Genomic DNA, 21,375 nt, shown 5'->3' on the forward strand with positions numbered 1-21,375 from the left:
TTAATGAACATTAAAATATCGAGCTTCAGGATGAGAAACGACGATCGCTGAAACAGATGCTTCAGGTTCCATCATAAATCCTTCTGTTAGATGGATGCCGATTTTTTCAGGCTGAAGCAGCTTGAACAGCTTTTCTTGGTCTTCAAGATTTGGACAGGCGGGATAACCAAAGGAATAGCGCTGCCCTTGATATTTCGCTTGGAATCGTTTTTCCATTGTGAAATCGACTGGGTCAGGGAAGCCCCATTTGTCACGAATCACTTGGTGGGTTCTTTCGGCTAATCCTTCTGCAAGCTCAAGCGCAAGAGCTTGAACTGCATGCATTTTTAAATAATCTCCTTCTTGCTTAAAGTGCTGCGCGACTTCACGTATACGCGCTCCGGCTGTGACGGCAAATAAGGCAATATAATCTTTCTCCTTTTCACCGCTTCCCCGCACATAATCAGAAATGGAGCGGTACGGAAGCTTCTCCTGTCTTGGAAATTGGAATGTTTCAATGATACGGTCAGGCGCTTTGGGATCATAAATATGCAGATCATTTCCGTTTGAACTGGCAGGATAAAATTGATAGGCAAATGCAGGCGCAAACCAGTTTTTCTCTCTGCCTTCGTTTAGAAGATCTGTGACAAGCTGCTTTAATTCCAATGCTTTTGGATGCTGTTCGGCCAACAGCTTTTTCACCTTTCCTTTTAATCCAAGGTGGTGGCCAATGAGCATTTGTTCATTCACATAAGGCATAATGTGATGCAGATCGATGTCTCTTACATAATGACGTGCCGTATTTTCTGGTGTGAAAATAGGTGCCTCAGGGAGTGCCGCACGTTTTTCTAGTAATTCAATGACAGCTTGTGGCTGCTTTGTTTCTTTCTCTTTGACAGGTGCCACAGACTCTTCGTCGGGCTTTATTTGAAACTGAAGAGGATTTGCTTTTAACTCATTGGCTAAAGATAAGCCGTCCATCGCATCTTTTGCGTAAAGAACCGGTCCGTCATAATGAGGCGAAATCTTCATTTTCGTAAATTTCCGAGAAAGTGCAGCGCCACCGACCAAAATGGGCACGGAAATATTCGCCTTTTGTAAATCCTGAGCGGTGAGTACCATTTGCTGGGCTGACTTCACAAGCAATCCTGATAATCCAATCATATCTGGCTTTTCCTTTTGCACAGCTTCGATCAATGTTTGCGGTGTCACCTTGATGCCGAGGTCGACCACTTGAAAGCCGTTATTACTCAAAATGATGTCGACAAGGTTTTTTCCAATATCATGGACATCTCCTTTTACAGTGGCAAGTAGAATCTTACCTTTTCCGTTTGCATGCTGCTTTTCCATATATTGCTCGAGATACGATACAGATGCCTTCATGACCTCTGCTGATTGAAGCACTTCCGCCACAATCAGTTCGTTTTGATTGAAAAGACGTCCAACCTCAGCCATTCCCTGCATTAACGGACCATTGATGATATGAAGTGGTGATTCAAATTGCTCTAGAGCCAGGGATAAATCATCGATAAGTCCTTCTTTTGTTCCTTCGACGACGTAGAGTGCTAGCCTTTCATCAAGTGATAAGGAGACCTTTGGTTTTTTCTCCGTTTTCTTTTTGCCTCGGTAAAATTGGGTAAATTCAGCAAGGGTTTGATCATTTGTTTCATAGAGCAGTGTTTCAGCCAGCTTAATTTCTTCCTTTGGAATGGAAGCGAAGCGTTCAAGCTTTTCTGTATTCACGATGGCGTAATCAAGTCCTGCTTGGACGCAGTGATACAAGTAGACGGCATTCAAGATTTCTCTCCCAAGAGGTGGGAGTCCAAAAGACACGTTGCTGATGCCTAAAATCGTCAAGCACTCAGGCAGGTTTTCCTTGATCATTTTGATGCCTTTGATCGTTTCTTCGGCAGCGCCAATATACTGCTCGTCTCCAGTGCCTACTGGAAAGACAAGTGGATCAAAAATGATGTCACTTGCGGGAATGCCATATTTCTTCGTTAATAGATCATGAGAGCGTACCGCAATCTCCAGCTTTCGTTCTGCTGTTACAGCCATCCCTGTTTCATCGATCGTGCCGACAACAAGTGCACCGCCGTATAGCTTCACAAGTGGAAGAATTTCTTCGAAGCGTTCTTCGCCATCCTCAAGGTTAATGGAATTGATGATGGCTTTCCCTTGGGAATATGTGAGCGCTTTTTCGATCACGTGTTTATCCGTTGAATCAATGACAAATGGGGCTTTGACTTTTTTCATAGCCTCTTGTAAAAAACCTTCCATGTCTGCCGCCTCATCGCGGTCTGGATCAGCGAGACACACATCAATCACGTGAGCACCGTTTTTTACCTGTGCACGAGCAACTTCTGACGCTTCTTCAAACTTTTGTTCCGCAATGAGTCGTTTGAATTTGCGTGAACCAATCACGTTGGTTCGTTCTCCTACAAAAAGAGGGCGCATTGACTCCTCATATATCAGGGGCTCAATTCCTGAGACGGTATGCTGAGACGATTCATGCGCAATGTGACGCGGCTGAATCGTTCGTACTTCATCTGACAATGCCTGTATATGTGCAGGTGTTGTTCCGCAGCAGCCGCCAACAATATTTAACCAGCCTTCCTTGGCAAAGGCGGAAATTTTTTTAGCAAGTGAAGCAGGGGATTCATGATATTTACCTTCTTCATCTGGTAGACCAGCATTTGGATAGCAGCTAACCGCTGACTTGGCGATGGAGGAGAGCGTGCGGATATGGTCTGTCATGAATTCAGGACCCGTCGCACAGTTCAGGCCGACACTCATTGGTTTCATATGCTCAAGAGAGATATAAAAGGCTTCAATATCCTGACCAGCGAGGGTAGTGCCCATCGGTTCAATCGTACCTGATACCATGAGAGGCAACTCAATACCTGTCTGCTGGAAGGCTTCCTGAATGCCTTTGAACCCAGCTTTTACATTCAGCATGTCTTGACTTGTTTCTAAAAGAAGGGCATCACATTTGCCATCAATCAAGGCGCGGGCCTGCTCTTCATAGTTTTTGACGAGCTCATCGAAGGTTGTGCCGCCTGTCACAGATAATGTTTTCGTAGTGGGACCCATCGCGCCAACAACAAATCGAGGCTGCTCCGGCGTGGAGAAACGGTCAGCTTCGTCCTTTGCCAGCTGGGCAGCCCGTACATTGAGTTCATAGGCAAGGTGGCCAAGCCCGTATTCGTCAAGGACGAGCTTTGTAGCCCCGAACGTATTCGTTTCAATGAGGTCGGCGCTTGCCTCAAGGTATTCTCTATGAATCGCGCGGATGATGTGAGGGGCTGTCACATTCAAATACTCGTTACAGCCCTCATACTCTTCTCCGCCAAAGTCTTCTGCTGTGAGATTGGCATTTTGAATCATGGTCCCCATTGCACCATCAAGGACGAGGATGCGTTTCTTAAGCTGTTCAGTGATAGTTGACATGGGTGTTTGACTCCTTTTCTTTCTGATGAATGTAGGTGGTTAGTTCTGCTGTTAAGTCTGATCGAAGGAAAGGGGTAATTAAATAAATGCCGTTAAACAATTCGCAGGCTGTATCTAATAAAGAGCGGGCAATCGCTAAGCCTTCTGCTCGCTGCTTCTCTTTATCCTCACCAGCCTTGGCCATAATGTCACGAATGGAATCAGATAATTTGATGCCTGGAATTTCATGATGAATAAACTCCGCATTTCGGCTGCTTGTTAACGGCATAACGCCAATATAAATCGGCTTATCTAAATGACGGCTCTCCTCATGAATTTTCACAAGCTGTTCCTCAGAATAAACAGGCTGTGAAATAAAATAATCAGCACCGTATTCGATTTTTTTCTCAAGACGTTTGACCGCTTTATCAATGTGACGAACATTTGGATTAAACGCGCCAGCTACTGAAAAATTAGTCTTTTTGCCAAGCGGCTTCCCTGAGAAAGAAAGGCCTTCGTTAAACTGCTTAATCAGCCGAATCAAATCAAAGGAGGTTAAATCATAAACCGACGTTGCACCTGGAAAATCTCCAATCTTAGAAGGGTCGCCTGTAATGGCTAAAATATCAGTTAAACCAAGGGTGTCGAGACCCATCAAATGGGACTGAAGCCCAATCAAATTACGATCACGGCACGTGATATGGACGAGTGAACGCATATCAAGCTGCTGTTTCAATAATGCCCCGCAAGCCACATTGCTAATGCGCGGGGTCGCAAGAGAATTATCGGCTAATGTCAAGGCATCAATGCCTGCATTCTTTAACTCATTTGCCGCGACGAGGAATTTTTCGAAGTTCAGCTTCTTCGGCGGATCAAGCTCTACAATAATCGTCCGTTTTTTCGTAGCGAGCTCATCAAGACCTGGTTCAGTCCGCTGATCTTGAATCGAAATGACTTCTTCTTTTAATACTTTCACTTCTTTTTCAGTGATCGGGGCTAAATCCTTGACCGCTTCAGCCATTGCGTGAATATGCTGAGGCGTTGTTCCGCAGCAACCGCCGATAATACGTGCGCCTTGATTTCTAAATTCAAGTGCACTTTTTCGAAAATAATCGTTATCTGTATCATAGACGAGTCTGCCTTCTTCAAGAGAGGGGAGACTGCTGTTGGGATAGACTGATAAATGGGAATTTTCTAAAATTGGAACGCCTTCGAGTGCCTGAATCATATGATAAGGGCCAAGCCGGCAGTTGATGCCAACGACGTCTGCACCAAGAGAGGACAATTCAGATAAACCATCCTTGAGCGGTGTTCCATCCTGCAACACACCTTGTTCATGCATGGAGACGTTCATGACAATCGGGAGAGTCGTTTCTTTTCGTGCAATTTGGAGAACGGCCTTCGCTTCTTCCATGTCATAATACGTTTCTAGCAATAATCCATCGGGCTGCTCATTTAATAGAATGTACAGCTGCTCTCTAAAGCTTCGTTTAATTTCTTCAATTGTATAGGCATTTTTGTTAAACGTTCGAATGCCGCCGATCGTTCCAAGGACATAAGCAGAGCCGGCGGCTGCTTTTGCGATTTGTACCGCCTTTGTATTGATGCGCTTTGTTTCTTCCTCTAAGCCGTAGCGGGATAGTTTAATATAATTTGCGCCGTACGTATTTGTTTGAATGATGTCCGCACCAGCCTGCACATATGCTTCGTGCACGCGCCTTACTTCATCTTCTTTCGATAAATTTAATTCTTCAAAGCAGCGGTCAATGCCGTAAGAGTATAAAAGTGTTCCCATTGCACCGTCAGCAATCAGTACGCGGTTTTGTAAGTCTTGTAATAGGCCCATTGGTTTCCTCCTTATTTTTATGTAACAAAAAAAGCCTTCTGATAAGAAGAAGACTTTTTGGCTGTATCGTAATTCTTCTTCTTATCTTCCAAGCAGTTGCTTGCTGGATTTAGCACCTTGGTCATAGAAAATATATTTCTACTACACCGGTTGCTGAGGCTTCACAGGGCCAGTCCCTCTGCCTCTCTTGATAAGAAAGCGATATGAACATGTCAATAAATTGAACTTCCATCCACTGTATCGAAAAAATCGGAAATAATCAATGGAAAATTTGAAATTTATCGAAAATTTATAAATTGAACGTCAATCGGTAAATCTGCCTTGCGCATAAGAGAAATAACCTCTTGTAAATCATCTTTATTTTTTCCTGTTACACGCACTTGGTCATCTTGAAACTGTGACTTCACTTTGATGCCGGATTGCTTAATGAGTGCATTGATCTTTTTGGCGTTGTCTTGATCAATTCCGCTGATCAGCTTCGCGCGCTGGCGTACGGTTCCGCCAAGGGCATGCTCGGTTTTTCCGTAGTCGATGTTTTTAGTTGGAACATTTCGTTTGATCAGCTTTGACACAAGTACATCTTTTAGCTGCTCCAGCTTAAAGTCATCATCAGAGATGAGCACGAGCTCTTCTTTTTCAAGAGAAATATCACTTTTACTTCCTTTAAAATCATAACGGTTTTTAATTTCCTTCAGCGCTGCTTGAACGGCGTTTTGCACCTCAGGCAGTTCAACCTTTGATACAATGTCAAATGAGCTTTCTTTTGCCATAACGCATGACCTCCATGGATAGATATTGCGTCTATTTTATCATGCAACGTGGAGAAGAAGAAACTTTATCAAAGAGATGAGTCAAAGAGTTCTGCCAGCAGCGGTATAAATCGCGTTCGGTTTGACCACTTTAGCTAACAGAACTAGAGATGTTCATGTGAGGAGAAGTATAGTAGAATAAAGTGAATCAAAAGATGAACGAACGCTCTTTTATGAGCAGATAGGAAGGAAGAGAACATGAGACCAGGTGAGCAACTGACCTTGCAAATAGAGAACGAGATGGAATACGGCTACTTTTTGACAGATGGTGAAGATTCTGTCCTCTTGCACCGCAGTGAAATGACAGAAGATATTGGTGACCAAGATGAAGTAGAGGTCTACTTATACGTAGATCATGAAGAAAGACTAGCTGCGACGATGAAAATACCGACAATCAATGCGCATACATATGGCTGGGTAGAAGTCGTAGACGTCCTAGAAGACATGGGCGCATTTGTGGATGTTGGGCTTTCAAAGGATGCACTTGTTGCAACAGAACATCTACCGCCTTTCGAGGAAGCATGGCCGAAAAAAGGAGACAAACTTTACTGTATGCTGAAAGTCACAAGCTACGGCAGAATGTTCGCAAAGCCAGCCACTGAAGATGTGATCAGTGAATTGTTTACCGAGGCACCTGAAACCTTAATGAACAAAGAAATCACTGGTACGATTTATCGCTTAATTGCGACAGGCTCGTTTATGCTGACAGATACAGGTGTGCGAGGGTTTATCCACCGCACGGAACGAAAGGAAGAACCAAGATTAGGATCGACCGTGACAGGACGCGTCATTGCTGTGAAAGAGGATGGGACCGTGAACGTTTCTCTGCTTCCTAGAAAACAGGAAGCGTTATCTGTCGATGCAGAAGAAATTTTAACCTATATGAGAACGAGAAATGGTGCCATGCCTTATGGAGACAAAAGTGATCCAGAAGACATCCGTGAACGATTCCAAATGAGCAAGGCAGCCTTTAAACGAGCATTAGGTCATTTGATGAAAAACGGCCTAGTCTACCAAAAAGAGGGCTGGACATACGAGAAAAAATGAGCAGCGTGAAAGAGAACCCTAACCTCATGGGTTTTCATATCACACTGAAATGAAGAAAAAGGGATAAAATCATCATGGTTTTATCCCTTTTTTTATATTTGTGATAAATAATGGGTTTTTTTAGTGAAAAAAGTCATGAAAAAAGCTGAAAAACCTTCACTTAATCATTGAAACAACGCCTCTCAAATCCGATAAGAAAGGAGTAAGGATGACAAAAGGAGTGTGTGTTTGGATGAAAGTGAAAATTTCATTGCTTCTGTTGGTAGCCGTGCTTATGGTGCTCACCGCATGCAGCAATCAACAAGGGGAACCACCAGCATCAAATGCGAAGCATATTGGCGTTATGCTCACAGATGATGGTCTTGGTGATCAATCATTTAACGATTCATCGTTTAAAGGATTAGAAAAAGCACGTGATGACCTAGGTATTGAATTTGATTATAGAGAAATTGCAGAAACCGATACATATGAAAAAGGACTGACCGAGCTTGTAAAAGCTGGCAATGATCTCGTCATCGGGGTAGGCTTTAGTATGCAAGAAGACTTAGAAAAAGTCGCAAAGAAATATCCGAAGAAGCACTTTTTGCTCATCGATGCCGTATCTGAGCTGAAAAATGTGACCTCCGTGACGTTTAAAGAAGAGCAAGGCAGCTATTTAGCGGGCGCACTTGCTGCAATGACAACGAAAAGTGATGTCATTGGATTTGTTGGCGGTGTCGATGCGGAGTTGATCCATCGTTTTGAAAAAGGGTTCCAAAAAGGCGCCAAATCAGTGAATCCGAACATCAAGATCTTATCCACCTATGCTAATACGTTTAGTGATGCGGACAAAGGCAGTAAAATAGCCAAAGGCATGATCAAAAAGAAAGCAGACGTTTTATATGCCGCAGCTGGCTATACAGGTGTCGGTGTATTAAAAGAAGCGCAAGCGCAGGGCAAATATGCCATTGGTGTAGATAGTGATCAGTACTACACCGCTGAAAAAGCGGTGATTTCGTCCATGGTAAAAAAAGTCGATGAAGTGGTCTATCAATTCAGCGAACAGCTCGTCAAGAGCAATCAAATCAAAAATGGGCATGTTATCTACGACTTAAACAATGACGGAATCGATATGGCAAGAATTCGGGTGCTCAAAGATGCTGAAACATTGACCAAAAAAGTAAATGTACTGAAGCAGCAATTGCTAAAAGATGAGGGGGACGCATCATGAGCTTGCGCATCAAAATTTTACTCAACTCACTCGTCTCACTTCTTTTAGCAGTTGGCGTCATCGCCTTTATCATTGTCAGTATGACAAAGATCCAATCATCGAATGAAACAGAAGTTCAAGCCTTATTAAATGTTCAAAAAACGAAGGCAAGCTTTGAAAGCGTCGAACAAACCATGACCAATTATTCAATGACCCTTTCTGATGAACAGCTAGAGGTTGTTCAAACCGGTATTTCTACAGCAAAAAAACAGCTGCAAACGTTAAACAAACACGCAGGAAATATAAATAAAGATGAATTAACAAGGTTAAATGCAAAATATGACACGTGGACCAAGGAAGCAAATAATGCCATTGGTGAAAAAAACGCATCGGATGCAAGACGGGTCGCTGCAAGAATTGATGGTGTTTTAAACGACATCCATACAATGAATAAAAGAGCAGAAGAAGCATATAAACAAAATCTAGAGAATACAGCGGATAATGTGCAATGGATCATCACAAGTGCACTCGTCGCAGCCCTCACACTGATTGTCATTGCTGTCTTTTTAAATATTGGATTAACAAGATCCATCGTGACACCGATTAAGTCACTTTCCTACCGAGCGAAGCAGATCGCAGAAGGCAACCTTGCTGTCGAGCGAATGGACATTCAGCGTAAGGATGAAATCGGCGGCTTGAATGAATCCTTTAATCAAATGACAGATCAACTGATTAGTTTGATTAAAGAAATCAGTAATGTCTCAAGTCAAGTAGAGACATTCTCGATCCAGTTAGATGATGAAAACAAAAAGCTGATGGAATCTGCAAATCAAGTATCTGTCTCGACAGACGAAATGGCAAATGGGTCACAGGCCATTTCAGAGGATCTCCAGCATGGCGTTAGCTTGATTGAAAAGATGGATCAGCATGGACGTAAAAATTCCGAACGTTCACAAACAGTCATCCAAAGTACAGGGGATGCGATAGAAGCAGTGGAAAGTGGAAAGCACACGTTAACAGAAACCAAAACGGCGATTGAAAAAAATACACATGCCACAAGGCAAATCGAGCAGTCGGCAGGAGAATTCACGCAATATGCTAGTGGGATCTCGGCTATGGCCAAAACAGTTTCTGACATTGCGGATCAAACAAACTTACTTTCGCTAAATGCAGCGATTGAAGCGGCAAGAGCAGGTGAGGCTGGAAAAGGCTTTGCCGTTGTAGCAGATGAAATTCGTAAGCTAGCCGACGAATCATCTAACGCTACAAGACAAATCTTTGATATGGTCAGTCATATTGAAAGAGGCATTCAATCCATTAGTCAAACTGTCAAAGAAGGAGTCAAGCTTTCACTTCAACAGCAGGATGCGATGGACAAAACCTCGCACTCCTTTGAAGATATAGAAACAAAAGCGCAGCACATTAAACGAGAAATGGCGGTCTTAAATGACCAAATTGTTCAATCAACAGAGCTTGGCGGACAAGTACTCAACTCGATTGAAAATATTAGTGCGGTTGTAGAAGAAACAGCAGCTGGCAGTGAAGAAATTTCTGCCTCGGCCAATGAACAGCTGCAATCTTTCCATCAAATGAACAAACAGGTAGAAGAACTGATGAGTATGACGGCAAGGTTAAATGAAACCGTCCACCGTTTTAAACTTTCATAAGTCATAAGAAAAGCACCCTTCCCGTGATGTGTCAGGGAAGGGTGCTTTTTATGATGGTTTGCCTGTAAAGAAGATGGCAAGCGTACCTGGGCCTGAATGGGACCCAACAGCTGCGCCGACAATCTGAATATCAATTTCTTTTGGATGAAATTCGGCTTCAATCAATTGTCTCATGTCTTCTGCAAGTGCAGGATCATCACCATGACTAATGCCAACAGTTTGATTTGACCAATCCGTTCCACGTTCTTTCATCAGTTCAATAATGCGTTTCAACAGCTTTTTACGTCCGCGGATTTTCTCAAGGGGGATGAGCTTTCCATCCTCGACGTGTAAAATGGGCTTAATACTCAATAAACCGCCAACAAATGCGGACGCTTTACTAATTCTTCCGCCTCTTGCTAAATACGATAAATCGTCTACAGTAAAAATATGTTGTAAAGATTCGCAAAAATGCTTTACAGACGTTTCAATTTCTTGTATTGTATTTCCGTCAATGGCAAGTGATTGAGCGTGTTTGACAGCAAGCCCATAGCCGAGTGAAGCACATTTAGAATCAATGATTCGTAAATCAAAATCAGGGTATTCTTCCTTCACTTCGTTTGCCATCATCACAGCGGTTTGATATGTACCAGAAAGCTCTGATGAGAAGGCAACATAGATTGCAGATGTATGGGTTTGTGCGAGAGAAACAAAGGCTTCTTTGATTCGGTTTGGTGAAGCTTGTGACGTTTTTGGGCTAGCACCTTGTCTCATCGCATCAAATACTTGTTTTGGTTCAATGGTGACCAAATCTTCAAATTCCTGCTCGCCAAGCAATACACGGAGCGGAATAACCGTCATGTTATGTTCATCATAATAAGAAAGAGGCAGATCAGCAGCACTGTCTGCTATGATATGAACAGTCATCAAAATCCCTTCTTTCTAAAAAAATCAGCCATATTTTACAACTTTTTAGCCTAACTATATCACAGAAATCAACTTTTCGTGTTCAAATTCTAAATTTTAGGGAAAACCATAGAGAGAATGGTAAGTGGAGGAATGACAATATGTTCATCGGAGAAGCAAAAAAACTCATTGTCGTCGTCATTGGTGCACTGCTCAATGCGATTGGACTAAATTTATTCTTAATTCCAGCTGATGTATACGCGAGTGGGTTTACAGGGGTAGCCCAGCTGTTATCTAGCTTAATGGATCAATATGCGCCATTTTATGTATCCACAGGGATTCTATTATTTATTTTAAATATTCCAGTCGGCATTTTAGGGTGGATGAAAGTGGGCCGTTCCTTTACGTTTTACAGCATCATCAGTGTGGCCCTGACGACCATTTTCCTCGGCATCTTACCAGAAACGAGTGTTTCACATGATATTTTACTAAATGCTGTGTTTGGCGGCGTGATATCAGCAGTAGGGATTGGGATCACGCTCAAATTTGGGGCATCGACAGGCGGACTCGACATCATAGCCATGATCTTAGCGAAGTGGAAGGATAAACCAGTTGGCACGTATTTCTTCATTTTAAATGGTATCATCATTTTTACAGCAGGATTATTACAAGGTTGGGAGAAAGCATTATATACCCTTGTCACATTGTATGTGACCACAAGGGTCATTGATGCCATCCATACAAGACATGAGAAGCTGACCGCGATGATTGTGACGAAGAAGGCTGATGAAATCAAGGAAGCCATTTATGGAAAAATGGTCAGAGGTATTACGACTGTACCTGCAAAGGGAGCTTTTACCAATGAGCCAAAAGAAATGATGGTGATCGTCATTACAAGGTATGAGCTGTATGAACTTGAACAAATTATTAAAGAAGTCGATCCAAAAGCCTTTACAAATATTGTGCAAACAACTAATATTCTTGGATTTTTCAGACGAGATTAAAAGGTGGGTAGCGAATGAAAAAAGGGTTGGTGCTTCTTCTCGTTGTATTGATTTTAACCGCTTGTGGACAACAAAAAAAGGATGAACCAAACAAGGAGGTATCCGGTCAAATGGGAGAAAAAACGGTTGTACTCACAGTAGACCCCGTCCAGAAAGGTTCTTCGGTTCAATTTAACATGTCACTGAAAAATGAATCAGATCGAGATATTGAATTTACCTTTAACACAAGCCAGAAATTCGAACTCAGTGTGTATGATGAAAACGGAAATGAACAATACCGCTACTCAAAAGACCGTATGTTCACTCAGGCCATCCAATCATTTGTACTAAAGAAAGGCGAAGCCTATGATTTTCAAGATACGTGGTCAAATGGTGTCAAGCCGGGAACGTATGAAGCGGTCGTCACATTTAAAGGAAAAGCAGAAGGGCTGAAGCAAATCACGGAAAAGAAAACGTTCCAAGTGAAATAAGTGCTTTCAGCTTCATGAGAAACAGAAAAAGCTGTCCGATGGTGTGGACAGCTTTTTTATGTTAGAGATCATCGAGCAAGTCTTGGAAGGTATGCAGCTGGTTTCTTTCTGCATCTGTCGAATTGGCAAATGCAGATGATACGGCATTTTTGGCTCGTTTGACCGCCTGTTGACGCTCTAACCCAGATGGAAATGAAGAAGTAAGGGCTTCTTCAGTAAATGATTTGGCTTGATCAAAAAGTTCGTTTCTCACAATGAACCTCCAGAAGCATCAGTCTTCATATTTCCCCTGTCCTCCGCAGCTTCTTCAAGCGTAGAACGATAAGGAAAACGTGCATCATGCAGACTGACTGAATCTTTACCTTGTTGTATAAAGCGTTTCGATTTGCTTCTTTTACCCATTCGGAATCCGCCCCTTTACACAAGCTGACAGGACAACCTGTCTAAAGGTAGTATGCCCGCTTCCATCTGCTATGTATGAATGGAAAAATTAAAGCGAGAAGTAATTCGTTAGAAACTTTGCAATCCCATCTTGTTCGTTTGTATCAGTGACTTCATTTGAAATACGTTTCACAGCATCAATTCCGTTGCCCATAGCCACACCGCATCCAGCAAATTCAAGCATTTCTAAATCATTGTCTTCATCTCCGAATGCCACAATCCGCTCCTGTGGAACGCCGTAATAATCACTGATCTTTTGCAGTCCAACGGCCTTGTTCATGCCTGTTTTAATGATCTCAATCACGTGCCACGGAGCAGCCCATCGCCTATGATCAATCACTTCTGCATGAACATCTGATAAATAGCTTCGAATGGCTCCAACGTCCTCTTCTTTTGCGTGAATTAACACGCTCGTCACATTCTCTCCAAGGTTGTCCCGAAGGTCTCCAACAGTAACTTTATTTGCATTCATATTAAATATATCAATGAGCTTCTCATCATGATAATGGAAATACAAATCGTCTAACACTTCAGCTAGCACATTGTGTACTTTATACTCCTCACTAATGTCTACAAGCTGTTTAACGACTTGAAGATCAAGTGACGTATGAAATCTTCCCCATTTTTCATCAAGAGGATGATGGACAAACGCTCCATTAAAATTCACAATGGGTGAATCAAGCTGTAATTGCTGATAATAAGGAGAGCTGGAACGAAATGGCCGTCCGGTTGAAATACAGACATGATGCCCGCTGTCTTTCACTTTTTGAATGACGTCAAGTGTGTGTGTAGAGATGGTTTTATCATCTTTTAATAACGTGCCATCCAGGTCAAGTGCGATTAGATAAGGTTTAGTCTCCATAAAATCTCCTTTGATCTGTAAGTGATAGGAGGCAGTTCTTGCGGCGCCTCTACCTATAGTGTATCTTTATCACATCTTTGTTGTCTACATGTTAAAATAAACAAAGACGGGAATGATAAAGGAGGATTCATAGGCTGTGATCACCATTGATGAGCAAATTGCGCGCGATATTCCATTTTTACATATCGTAAAAGCTGAAAATAAAAACAAACCGCTGCCGCTTGTATTTTTTATACACGGATTTACAAGTGCACGCGAGCACAACTTACACTTCGCCTTTCATTTGGCGGAAAAAGGCATGAGAGTGATTTTGCCTGACTGTGCTTATCATGGTGTAAGATCAGAAAACCTCAGCTTAGAGGAACTGGCGTCAAGGTTCTGGGAAATTGTCCTGAACGAAATACATGAAATCGATATACTCAAAACATATTTTCAAGAAAAACAATTGATTGAAGCCGATCTGATCGGTGTTGCAGGTACTTCCATGGGCGGCATCACGACCTTTGGTGCACTCGCCAAGCATGATTGGATTAAAGCGGCAGTTAGCTTGATGGGCAGTCCGAAATATACGACATTCCTACAAGCACAAATCATGAACATGCGGAACAAAGGGTTGATGAAAGAAATTACAGACGAAGAGGTTCATCAGCAATTAGACGCGCTGCGTCCTTATGATTTAACGCTGCAAACAGATCGATTAAACAAAAGACCGCTGTTATTCTGGCATGCAGAAAACGATCCAGTTGTCCCTTACAGACATGCAAAAGCTCTTTATGACGAGTTGGCAGCAACCCAATATAAAGAAGATCCGCACCTGATTCGTTTTATTACAGATGGACAAGCTGGCCATAAGGTCTCAAGACAGGCAATGTTTGAAACGATTGACTGGTTTGTGACACATCTGAAAAGCACAAACGTTTAGTCAAAAGAAAAAGTACGTTATACTAATGGAAAAGGAGTGGATATCATGGATGAAGCATTGAAAGAAAATATTTTAGGCGCCCTAGAACAGGTGATTGACCCTGAGCTGAATGTCGACATCGTCAACCTTGGACTTGTCTATGATGTCGATCTTGATGAGAATGGAAAAGCGGATATCACGATGACCTTAACATCAATGGGGTGTCCCCTTGCACCAGTTATCGTGGATGAAGTGAAAAAAGCATTAAGTGATCTTCCAGAAGTGAAAGAAACAGAAGTTCACATCGTATGGAATCCGCCTTGGACACGAGACAAAATGTCAAGATACGCAAAAATCGCGCTCGGTATTCAATAAGCACAAATGAAAATGCCTGGTATGAGTTGAACTCATGCCGGGTTTTTTTATGAAAAAATAAGGTGGAGGAAGAGAATAGTACGATATAATGGGTGTAATTTCATAGAACGGAGTACCTATAATGAAACGAAAATGGTTATGGATTGTTCTTTTGATGGGATATGCTGCTGCATTTTTTACATCAATCACCATTCGTGAGGAGCAAGCACACAAAAAACAAGATCTTGAGGCGTTTACAGATGTCAGTCATCTCATGCCTGTTAAAATAAAAAAAGTCGTTCAAGGTAAAGAAATAGATACTTTAAAAGAAGTAGTAGAAGAAGCGAAAGCAAAAAACCTGCTGATATCCATTGCCGGCAAACAGCATAGCATGGGCGGCCACACGTATTATGAAAATGGCATCGTGCTCGATATGACAGAATTCCGCCAAATTTTAGCATTTGATAAAAAAAAGAAAACCATCCGTGTCCAAAGCGGCGCTACATGGGATGATATACAAAGATATGTCAACCCATATGGTCTTGCCGTGAAGGTCATGCAATCACAGAACATCTTTACGATAGGCGGTTCCCTCAGTGCAAACGCACATGGACGTGACATTCGCTACGGATCACTCATTGACACCGTTCGTTCTTTCAGACTGTTAAAAGCAGATGGTGAGATTATCACAGTGAAGCCAGGCGATGATTTATTTACTGCCGTTATTGGAGGGTACGGCTTGTTCGGTGTCATTTTAGATGTTGAACTTTCCTTAACAAAGGATGAATTATATAAAATGGAGACAACCTCTCTAAATTACGATGAATACACTGATTATTTTCAAAAACATGTCAAACAAAATAAACAAGTACGCATGCATCTTGCCAGAATCTCAACATCGAAAACCAACTTTTTGAAAGAGATGTATGTAACGAATTATTCCCTCACTTCACAACAAGAGATCGAATCATATCAAGAGCTGAAAGAGGATCAACTCGTTATGCCACTCAAATTTATGCTCGGTCTTTCAAGAAGGTTTGATATGGGGAAAGATCTGCTATGGAATTTGCAAAAGAAGTATTTCCAAAGTCAAAATGATCAGCTGATCACAAGAAATAATGTGATGCGCTCAGATTCTGCTTTTTTAGACTATGAGAATGAGTCAGACACAGATGTACTGCAGGAATATTTCGTCCCAGTGGATCGCTTTCGTGCGTATATCGATGAAATGAGACACTTTTTACAACAGGAAGATTTGAATTTAATGAACATCACGATCCGCTACGTACAAAAAAATGAAAAAGCGGATCTCTCATATGCGAAAGAAGATATGTTTGCCCTTGTTCTTTTAGTGAATTATGGTTTTAAGAAAGAAGAGAAGGCAGAAGCAGAGCGGATCATCCGGCAAATGACAGATATCACGCTACGGCACCATGGAAGCTATTACTTACCGTACATGCCTTATCAAACGAAGGTACAAATGAAACAGGCGTATCCTAAAACGGATGTGTTCTTCCAAAAGAAAAAGCAAGCAGATCCGGACGGCAGGTTTATCAATTACTTTTATGAAAGGTACAATACACAATGAATGCAAAAGCAATGAAATGGTTCGTCTACTCTCAAAGTCTGCTGTTTTTCGCCAGCAGTTTGATTTTCCCTTTTTACATTCTTTTTATTAAAAATGTTGGATCAAGCTACTCTCAGTTTGGTCTTGCCTATGGCCTTTTTGGTTTAAGCGGAGCGTTTATTCATTTACTTTTAGGGAAAATGCCCGAAACCACCGATAGGCGGCTCTTTTTGATTATTCATTCGTTCGGTATGGCATTTCTTTTGCTGCTATTTCCGCATATAACAGAAGTCGCGCAAGTGTATATGATTCAGCTGGCACTTGGTGCACTAGGCGGCTTTCAAAAGCACGGGGAAAAACTCATCGTTACGGAACTGACAACAGAGAATAAAAGAATGAAGGAGGTCGGCCGCTATCATTTTTGGACAGCTCTTTTTTCATCGATAGCAATTATGCTTGGCGGCCTGTTTGCAGATTTCTTCACCGTTTACTTCATTTTTTATGCAAGCTCTATCATATATTTATGCAGTGCTCTCATGATCATCTTGATGAAATATGAAAGATAAATCCGCATATCTCACGTAGATATGTGGATTTTTTTATGAAAAAAAATGAAAAGAAATATTAAATATACAATTGAATTAATTTTTATACATGTTATAATGTTAAATAATTTCACAAAGATCAAGAGGGTGTATTGACGTTGAAAATAGGTATTATAGGTGCTACGGGATACGGTGGTGCGGAATTAGTTCGTATCTTCAAGCAACATCCACACGTGGATGAATGTATATTGTATTCATCGAGTGGTGATGGGCAATTATACAGCCAATCTTATCCGCATCTAACAACGATTACTGATCAAACATTAAAAGCCATTGATCCTGCTGCCATTGTGCGAGAAACAGATGCTGTGTTTTTAGCGACACCAGCAGGCGTATCAAGTGAACTCACACCGAAGCTCATGAACCAAGGAGTGCCTATCATTGATTTATCAGGTGATTTGCGCATTCAAGACGGTGCAACCTATGAAGCTTGGTATAAACGAAGGGCAGCTGATCAAGCATCTGTTCAACAAGCTGTGTACGGGTTATCTGAATTGAATCGTGAAACGATTGAGCAGGCTGAAGTTATTGCAAATCCAGGGTGCTTCCCTACCGCAGTTCTTCTCGGTTTAGCACCGCTGATGAAACAGAATCTAATCGATGAATCTATGATCATAATAGATGCAAAAACAGGAGTGTCCGGTGCAGGACGATCTGCCTCACTTGGAACGCATTTTTCAGAGCTAAACGACAACTTCAAAATTTATAAGGTAAATGAACATCAACATACACCTGAAATAGAGCAAATATTAAGAGAATGGAATCCGCACACGGCGAATATCACATTTTCAACGCACCTTGTCCCGATGACAAGGGGGATTATGGCGACGATGTATACCCAGCTGAAATCAGATATCACAAAAGAGGAATTGATGAAGCATATGAAAGGCTTTTATGAAGATTCCTATTTTGTCAGAGTGAGAGATCACGGGGTGTATCCGCAAACAAGGGAAGTATACGGCAGTAATTTCTGTGACATTGGCTTTCATTTAGATGAACGTACAGGCAGACTCACGATTGTGTCTGTGATCGACAATCTCATGAAGGGTGCAGCCGGCCAAGCGGTTCAAAACTTCAACATCATCAAAGGCTTAGATGAAGAGGCGGGCCTCACAATGACACCTCTCTATCCATAAGAACAGGGGAGACAACAAACATGATCGAATTGAATGAAAAAAGCATTGTTAAAATAGACGGTGACGTATCATCACCAAAAGGCTTTGAAGCAAAGGGGATTCATATTGGATTACGTTATTCAAAAAAAGACCTCGGACTGATCGTCAGTGAAGTGCCGGCAGCGAGTGCAGCGGTATACACACAAAGTCACTTTCAAGCTGCGCCTCTACAAGTCACTCAGAAAAGCTTAAAAAAGACAGGGCAATTAAAAGGGGTCATTGTCAATAGTGCCATCGCCAATGCATGTACCGGTGAGCAAGGTTTAAAGGACGCATACGAAATGCAGGCAGCTTGCGCAAATATGTTAGGGGTAGAACCTGATTACATTGCTGTTTCTTCTACTGGTGTCATTGGAGAGTGTCTGGATATGGATAAAATCAAAAAAGGCATCACTCAGCTGAAAGAAGCAAAAGCAGGAAATGGTCATTTTGAAGAGGCAATCTTAACGACAGATACAGTCATTAAAAACACAACATACACCCTGACGATAAACGGCAAAGAGATTCTCATTTCAGGTGCAGCGAAGGGCTCAGGTATGATTCATCCAAACATGGCAACAATGCTTGGCTTCGTGACAACGGATGCAAATGTCGAACAAGACGCTCTGCAAAATGCACTGCGTGATATTACCGATGTGACCTTTAATCAAATTACTGTTGACGGAGAAACATCGACAAACGATATGGTACTCGTGATGGCAAATGGCATGGCAGAAAATGATGTGCTAAATGAAGAGCATCCAGAATGGCCATTGTTCAAAGAAGGATTAAAGCTAGCTTGTGAGGATCTTGCCAAAGAGATTGCAAGAGACGGAGAAGGTGCAACGAAATTAATTGAAGCGCAAGTCGCTGGCGCTAAAAATCATTTAGAAGCCGGCATCATAGCGAAGAAAATCGTCGGTTCAAGTCTAGTGAAAACAGCCGTATACGGCACCGACGCCAACTGGGGGCGTATCATTGGAGCGATTGGCCATAGCGCAGCGTCCGTCACACCACAAGAGGTAGAAGTGTATTTAGGTGGACAATGTCTGTTTAAACATAATGAACCGCAGCCATTCTCAGAAGAGGAAGCAAAAGCGTATTTAGAGCAGGATGAGATCACGATTTTGATTCAAATGAATGAGGGGAATGGTCAGGCAGCGGCATGGGGCTGTGACCTTACCTATGATTATGTGAAAATTAACGCGAGCTATCGCACATAATGAAGGAGATAGACATGGATAAAACGATCGTATTCAAGTGTGGAGGCAGTGTCATTCGAGAACTTTCAGATACCTTTTATGAAAATGTCCGCTCACTTCAAGCTGCTGGATTTAAGCTGGCTATCGTCCATGGCGGAGGCCCTGAAATCACCAGCATGCTGCAAAAACTAGAAGTGAAAACAGAATTTGTTGACGGGCAGCGCAAAACAACGAAGCCGGTATTAGAGGTAGCCGAAATGGTCCTCTCGGGAACGGTCAATAAATACTTTGTGTCAGAGCTCGCAAAGCATGATATCTCATCTGTCGGCGTGTCTGGGAAAGATGGTCAGATGCTTGTCGCTGATTTTCTTAATCAAGACGTGTACGGGTACGTTGGTGAAATCAAAGAAGTGCATCCAGAGATGGCAGAAGCATTAATGGAAAAACAATTTATTCCTGTGATTGCACCACTGTCTATGACAGAGGAATGCCAAACGTTAAACGTAAACGCTGATTTAGCAGCATCAGCTGTCGCAGGAGCGATGAAAGCTGATAAGCTCATGTTTGTTACAGATGTGGAAGGCATTTTAAAAAATGGCGAGCTATTAGATGTCGTCACCGAACAAGAAGCTCTCACGCTCATTGATGAAGGCATTATTTCCGGGGGAATGATTCCAAAGGTGCAATCCGCTTTGAGTGCTTTATCAGGAGATGTGGATGAAGTCATGATCGTCAATGGCAAAGGCAGTATCTTTACAGGGGAAACCTTTAAAGGAACAAGAATTGTGAAGGAAAAGGAGGCGGTCCTGTGAGTCATCTCTTTCAAACTTATGGACGGTGGAATGTTGAAATTCAAGAGGCAGCAGGTTCTTGGGCAGTCGATACAAAAGGGAAAAAATATTTAGACTTTATACAAGGCATTGCGGTCACAAATCTCGGTCACAATCACCCAAAGGTCAATCAAGCCATCAAGAAACAGCTTGATCACGTCTGGCATGTATCGAATCTATTTGAAAATGTACTGCAAGAAAAAGCAGCAGAAAAACTGGCTGCAAACAGTTCAGGGGATCTCGTGTTTTTCTGTAATAGCGGAGCTGAGGCAAATGAAGGTGCAATCAAATTAGCGCGTAAAGCAACAGGGAAAACAAACATCGTGACATTTTTGCACTCTTTTCATGGGCGCACGTATGCTGGTATGGCTGCTACAGGTCAAGATAAAATCAAAACGGGTTTTGGTCCCATGCTGGAAGGCTTTCATTATGTCCCGTTCAATGACCCAGACGCTATTGCTGCATGTGAAGTCGATGATGTGGCAGCGGTGATGCTTGAGGTTGTGCAAGGAGAAGGTGGCGTAAATCCAGCGACAACAGAATTTCTAGAAGCTGTTCAAGCGTTTTGCCAAAAGCATGAAGCACTTCTGATCGTAGATGAGATTCAAACGGGTATTGGACGTACAGGAACAGCATTTGCATACGAACAGACGGGACTTGATCCTGATATTATCTCTTCTGCTAAAGGATTAGGAAATGGCTTCCCAGTCGGTGCAGTCATCGGGAAAAAGGCTTTAGGAGACGCATTCTCACCAGGTTCACATGGAACAACTTTTGGTGGCAACATGCTTGCCATGGCTGCTGTGAATGCAACACTCGATGTCATTTTCAAAGATGAGTTTCTGACAGAAGTCAAAGAAAAAGGCGCTTATCTGCTAGAAAAACTGCAAGATCTGAAACAACTGAATATCGTAAAAGAAGTACGCGGAAAAGGATTGATGGCAGGGGTTGAATGTCATCAGCCAGTCGGAGATTATATCACAGCTCTGAGAGAACAGGGGTTGCTAGTACTTCCAGCTGGTCCGAATGTGATTCGGTTATTGCCTCCGCTGAATGTAGAAAAAGCAGAAATAGATCAAGCAATAGAAGCGATGACTCATGTTTTAGCAAATGAAACAGTGACGGTATAAATTT

20 protein-coding genes and 1 riboswitch are annotated in these 21,375 nt (G+C 42.3%); of the genes, 13 read left to right on the top strand and 7 right to left on the bottom strand.

Annotation, left to right across the window (positions count from 1 at the left end):
* From metH to MHB79_RS05475, 3 genes are all read right to left on the bottom strand, one after another.
* The gene (metH, locus tag MHB79_RS05465) at positions 1-3,429 is read right to left on the bottom strand and encodes a methionine synthase (protein ID WP_340989245.1); all 3,429 of its coding nucleotides are present in this window, start codon (positions 3,427-3,429) and stop codon (positions 1-3) included.
* Positions 3,413-5,254, bottom strand: coding sequence for a bifunctional homocysteine S-methyltransferase/methylenetetrahydrofolate reductase (locus tag MHB79_RS05470; RefSeq protein WP_137054802.1), 1,842 nt, complete (start codon positions 5,252-5,254; stop codon positions 3,413-3,415). Before MHB79_RS05470 ends, metH begins: the two co-directional genes overlap by 17 nt.
* Positions 5,255-5,332: 78 nt before the next feature.
* Positions 5,333-5,451: riboswitch (SAM riboswitch) on the bottom strand.
* Positions 5,452-5,532: 81 nt separating this feature from the next.
* The gene (locus MHB79_RS05475; RefSeq protein ID WP_003211707.1) at positions 5,533-6,024 is read right to left on the bottom strand and encodes a YajQ family cyclic di-GMP-binding protein; all 492 of its coding nucleotides are present in this window, start codon (positions 6,022-6,024) and stop codon (positions 5,533-5,535) included.
* 237 nt (positions 6,025-6,261) lie between these two features.
* Here MHB79_RS05475 and MHB79_RS05480 point away from each other — a divergent pair, with 237 nt between their 5' ends.
* The 3 genes from MHB79_RS05480 to MHB79_RS05490 all read left to right on the top strand — a co-directional run bounded on the left by MHB79_RS05480 (position 6,262) and on the right by MHB79_RS05490 (position 9,966).
* A complete protein-coding gene (locus MHB79_RS05480) occupies positions 6,262-7,110 on the top strand; it encodes a CvfB family protein (protein ID WP_003212403.1) in 849 nt (282 codons plus the stop codon).
* Between the two features lie 232 nt (positions 7,111-7,342).
* Positions 7,343-8,320: a BMP family lipoprotein gene (locus tag MHB79_RS05485; RefSeq protein ID WP_339161737.1), complete on the top strand. Its 978-nt coding sequence runs from the start codon at positions 7,343-7,345 to the stop codon at positions 8,318-8,320.
* Positions 8,317-9,966 carry a methyl-accepting chemotaxis protein gene (locus MHB79_RS05490; RefSeq protein ID WP_050945323.1) on the top strand — a complete coding sequence of 550 codons (1,650 nt, stop codon included), beginning with the start codon at positions 8,317-8,319 and terminating at the stop codon, positions 9,964-9,966. The genes MHB79_RS05485 and MHB79_RS05490 overlap by 4 nt, the downstream gene beginning before the upstream one ends.
* Positions 9,967-10,014: 48 nt before the next feature.
* On the opposite strand, the gene MHB79_RS05495 is transcribed toward MHB79_RS05490, so the two are convergent.
* On the bottom strand, positions 10,015-10,872 hold the full coding sequence (locus tag MHB79_RS05495; protein ID WP_003211090.1) for a DegV family protein: 858 nt from the start codon (positions 10,870-10,872) through the stop codon (positions 10,015-10,017).
* A gap of 140 nt (positions 10,873-11,012) precedes the next feature.
* On the opposite strand from MHB79_RS05495, the gene MHB79_RS05500 reads away from it, so the two are divergent.
* Together MHB79_RS05500 and MHB79_RS05505 are read left to right on the top strand one after the other, a co-directional pair.
* Complete coding sequence (locus MHB79_RS05500) at positions 11,013-11,855, top strand: YitT family protein (RefSeq protein WP_003211320.1); 843 nt, start codon at positions 11,013-11,015, stop codon at positions 11,853-11,855.
* A 14-nt stretch (positions 11,856-11,869) separates the two neighbouring features.
* Entirely contained in the window at positions 11,870-12,325 is a 456-nt protein-coding gene (locus MHB79_RS05505) for a BsuPI-related putative proteinase inhibitor (protein WP_044139906.1), read from the top strand.
* A 61-nt stretch (positions 12,326-12,386) separates the two neighbouring features.
* Here the strand turns inward: MHB79_RS05505 and MHB79_RS05510 are convergent, their stop codons facing one another.
* The 3 genes from MHB79_RS05510 to MHB79_RS05520 form a co-directional block, all read right to left on the bottom strand.
* Positions 12,387-12,578, bottom strand: a complete 192-nt coding sequence (locus MHB79_RS05510; protein WP_003211719.1) for a DUF3813 domain-containing protein — start codon at positions 12,576-12,578, stop codon at positions 12,387-12,389.
* Positions 12,575-12,727 (bottom strand): hypothetical protein, encoded by a 153-nt coding sequence (locus MHB79_RS05515; RefSeq protein WP_008348539.1) that lies wholly within the window; start codon positions 12,725-12,727, stop codon positions 12,575-12,577. Before MHB79_RS05515 ends, MHB79_RS05510 begins: the two co-directional genes overlap by 4 nt.
* An 88-nt stretch (positions 12,728-12,815) precedes the next feature.
* Positions 12,816-13,628: a Cof-type HAD-IIB family hydrolase gene (locus MHB79_RS05520; RefSeq protein ID WP_050945320.1), complete on the bottom strand. Its 813-nt coding sequence runs from the start codon at positions 13,626-13,628 to the stop codon at positions 12,816-12,818.
* Positions 13,629-13,764: 136 nt separating this feature from the next.
* On the opposite strand from MHB79_RS05520, the gene MHB79_RS05525 reads away from it, so the two are divergent.
* The 8 genes from MHB79_RS05525 (at position 13,765) to MHB79_RS05560 (ending at position 21,371) form a co-directional block, all read left to right on the top strand.
* The gene (locus tag MHB79_RS05525; protein ID WP_284906220.1) at positions 13,765-14,550 is read left to right on the top strand and encodes an alpha/beta fold hydrolase; all 786 of its coding nucleotides are present in this window, start codon (positions 13,765-13,767) and stop codon (positions 14,548-14,550) included.
* A 45-nt stretch (positions 14,551-14,595) separates the two neighbouring features.
* Positions 14,596-14,904 (top strand): metal-sulfur cluster assembly factor, encoded by a 309-nt coding sequence (locus MHB79_RS05530; RefSeq protein ID WP_003211530.1) that lies wholly within the window; start codon positions 14,596-14,598, stop codon positions 14,902-14,904.
* Between the two features lie 121 nt (positions 14,905-15,025).
* Positions 15,026-16,471: an FAD-binding oxidoreductase gene (locus MHB79_RS05535; RefSeq protein WP_310427117.1), complete on the top strand. Its 1,446-nt coding sequence runs from the start codon at positions 15,026-15,028 to the stop codon at positions 16,469-16,471.
* Positions 16,468-17,016, top strand: a complete 549-nt coding sequence (locus tag MHB79_RS05540; protein WP_212046083.1) for an MFS transporter — start codon at positions 16,468-16,470, stop codon at positions 17,014-17,016. The genes MHB79_RS05535 and MHB79_RS05540 overlap by 4 nt, the downstream gene beginning before the upstream one ends.
* 137 nt (positions 17,017-17,153) lie before the next feature.
* Entirely contained in the window at positions 17,154-18,191 is a 1,038-nt protein-coding gene (argC, locus tag MHB79_RS05545; RefSeq protein WP_034620058.1) for an N-acetyl-gamma-glutamyl-phosphate reductase, read from the top strand.
* A gap of 20 nt (positions 18,192-18,211) precedes the next feature.
* The gene (gene argJ / locus MHB79_RS05550; RefSeq protein ID WP_113386935.1) at positions 18,212-19,432 is read left to right on the top strand and encodes a bifunctional ornithine acetyltransferase/N-acetylglutamate synthase; all 1,221 of its coding nucleotides are present in this window, start codon (positions 18,212-18,214) and stop codon (positions 19,430-19,432) included.
* A 14-nt stretch (positions 19,433-19,446) separates the two neighbouring features.
* Positions 19,447-20,223, top strand: coding sequence for an acetylglutamate kinase (gene argB, locus MHB79_RS05555; protein ID WP_050945314.1), 777 nt, complete (start codon positions 19,447-19,449; stop codon positions 20,221-20,223).
* Entirely contained in the window at positions 20,220-21,371 is a 1,152-nt protein-coding gene (locus tag MHB79_RS05560) for an acetylornithine transaminase (protein WP_310427113.1), read from the top strand. Before argB ends, MHB79_RS05560 begins: the two co-directional genes overlap by 4 nt.
* Positions 21,372-21,375: the final 4 nt, after the last annotated feature.

It is taken from the genome of Bacillus sp. FSL M7-0558, assembly GCF_038003245.1.
Classification (GTDB): domain Bacteria; phylum Bacillota; class Bacilli; order Bacillales; family Bacillaceae; genus Bacillus; species Bacillus pumilus.

What these genes read in the sequence shown, in the direction of transcription:
- metH (WP_340989245.1), bottom strand. Translation starts at nt 3,429, where the DNA reads ATGTCAACTATCACTGAACAGCTTAAGAAACGCATCCTCGTCCTTGAT.
- MHB79_RS05470 (WP_137054802.1), bottom strand. Translation starts at nt 5,254, where the DNA reads ATGGGCCTATTACAAGACTTACAAAACCGCGTACTGATTGCTGACGGT.
- MHB79_RS05475 (WP_003211707.1), bottom strand. Translation starts at nt 6,024, where the DNA reads ATGGCAAAAGAAAGCTCATTTGACATTGTATCAAAGGTTGAACTGCCT.
- MHB79_RS05480 (WP_003212403.1), top strand. Translation starts at nt 6,262, where the DNA reads ATGAGACCAGGTGAGCAACTGACCTTGCAAATAGAGAACGAGATGGAA.
- MHB79_RS05485 (WP_339161737.1), top strand. Translation starts at nt 7,343, where the DNA reads ATGAAAGTGAAAATTTCATTGCTTCTGTTGGTAGCCGTGCTTATGGTG.
- MHB79_RS05490 (WP_050945323.1), top strand. Translation starts at nt 8,317, where the DNA reads ATGAGCTTGCGCATCAAAATTTTACTCAACTCACTCGTCTCACTTCTT.
- MHB79_RS05495 (WP_003211090.1), bottom strand. Translation starts at nt 10,872, where the DNA reads ATGACTGTTCATATCATAGCAGACAGTGCTGCTGATCTGCCTCTTTCT.
- MHB79_RS05500 (WP_003211320.1), top strand. Translation starts at nt 11,013, where the DNA reads ATGTTCATCGGAGAAGCAAAAAAACTCATTGTCGTCGTCATTGGTGCA.
- MHB79_RS05505 (WP_044139906.1), top strand. Translation starts at nt 11,870, where the DNA reads ATGAAAAAAGGGTTGGTGCTTCTTCTCGTTGTATTGATTTTAACCGCT.
- MHB79_RS05515 (WP_008348539.1), bottom strand. Translation starts at nt 12,727, where the DNA reads ATGGGTAAAAGAAGCAAATCGAAACGCTTTATACAACAAGGTAAAGAT.
- MHB79_RS05520 (WP_050945320.1), bottom strand. Translation starts at nt 13,628, where the DNA reads ATGGAGACTAAACCTTATCTAATCGCACTTGACCTGGATGGCACGTTA.
- MHB79_RS05530 (WP_003211530.1), top strand. Translation starts at nt 14,596, where the DNA reads ATGGATGAAGCATTGAAAGAAAATATTTTAGGCGCCCTAGAACAGGTG.
- MHB79_RS05535 (WP_310427117.1), top strand. Translation starts at nt 15,026, where the DNA reads ATGAAACGAAAATGGTTATGGATTGTTCTTTTGATGGGATATGCTGCT.
- MHB79_RS05540 (WP_212046083.1), top strand. Translation starts at nt 16,468, where the DNA reads ATGAATGCAAAAGCAATGAAATGGTTCGTCTACTCTCAAAGTCTGCTG.
- argJ (WP_113386935.1), top strand. Translation starts at nt 18,212, where the DNA reads ATGATCGAATTGAATGAAAAAAGCATTGTTAAAATAGACGGTGACGTA.
- argB (WP_050945314.1), top strand. Translation starts at nt 19,447, where the DNA reads ATGGATAAAACGATCGTATTCAAGTGTGGAGGCAGTGTCATTCGAGAA.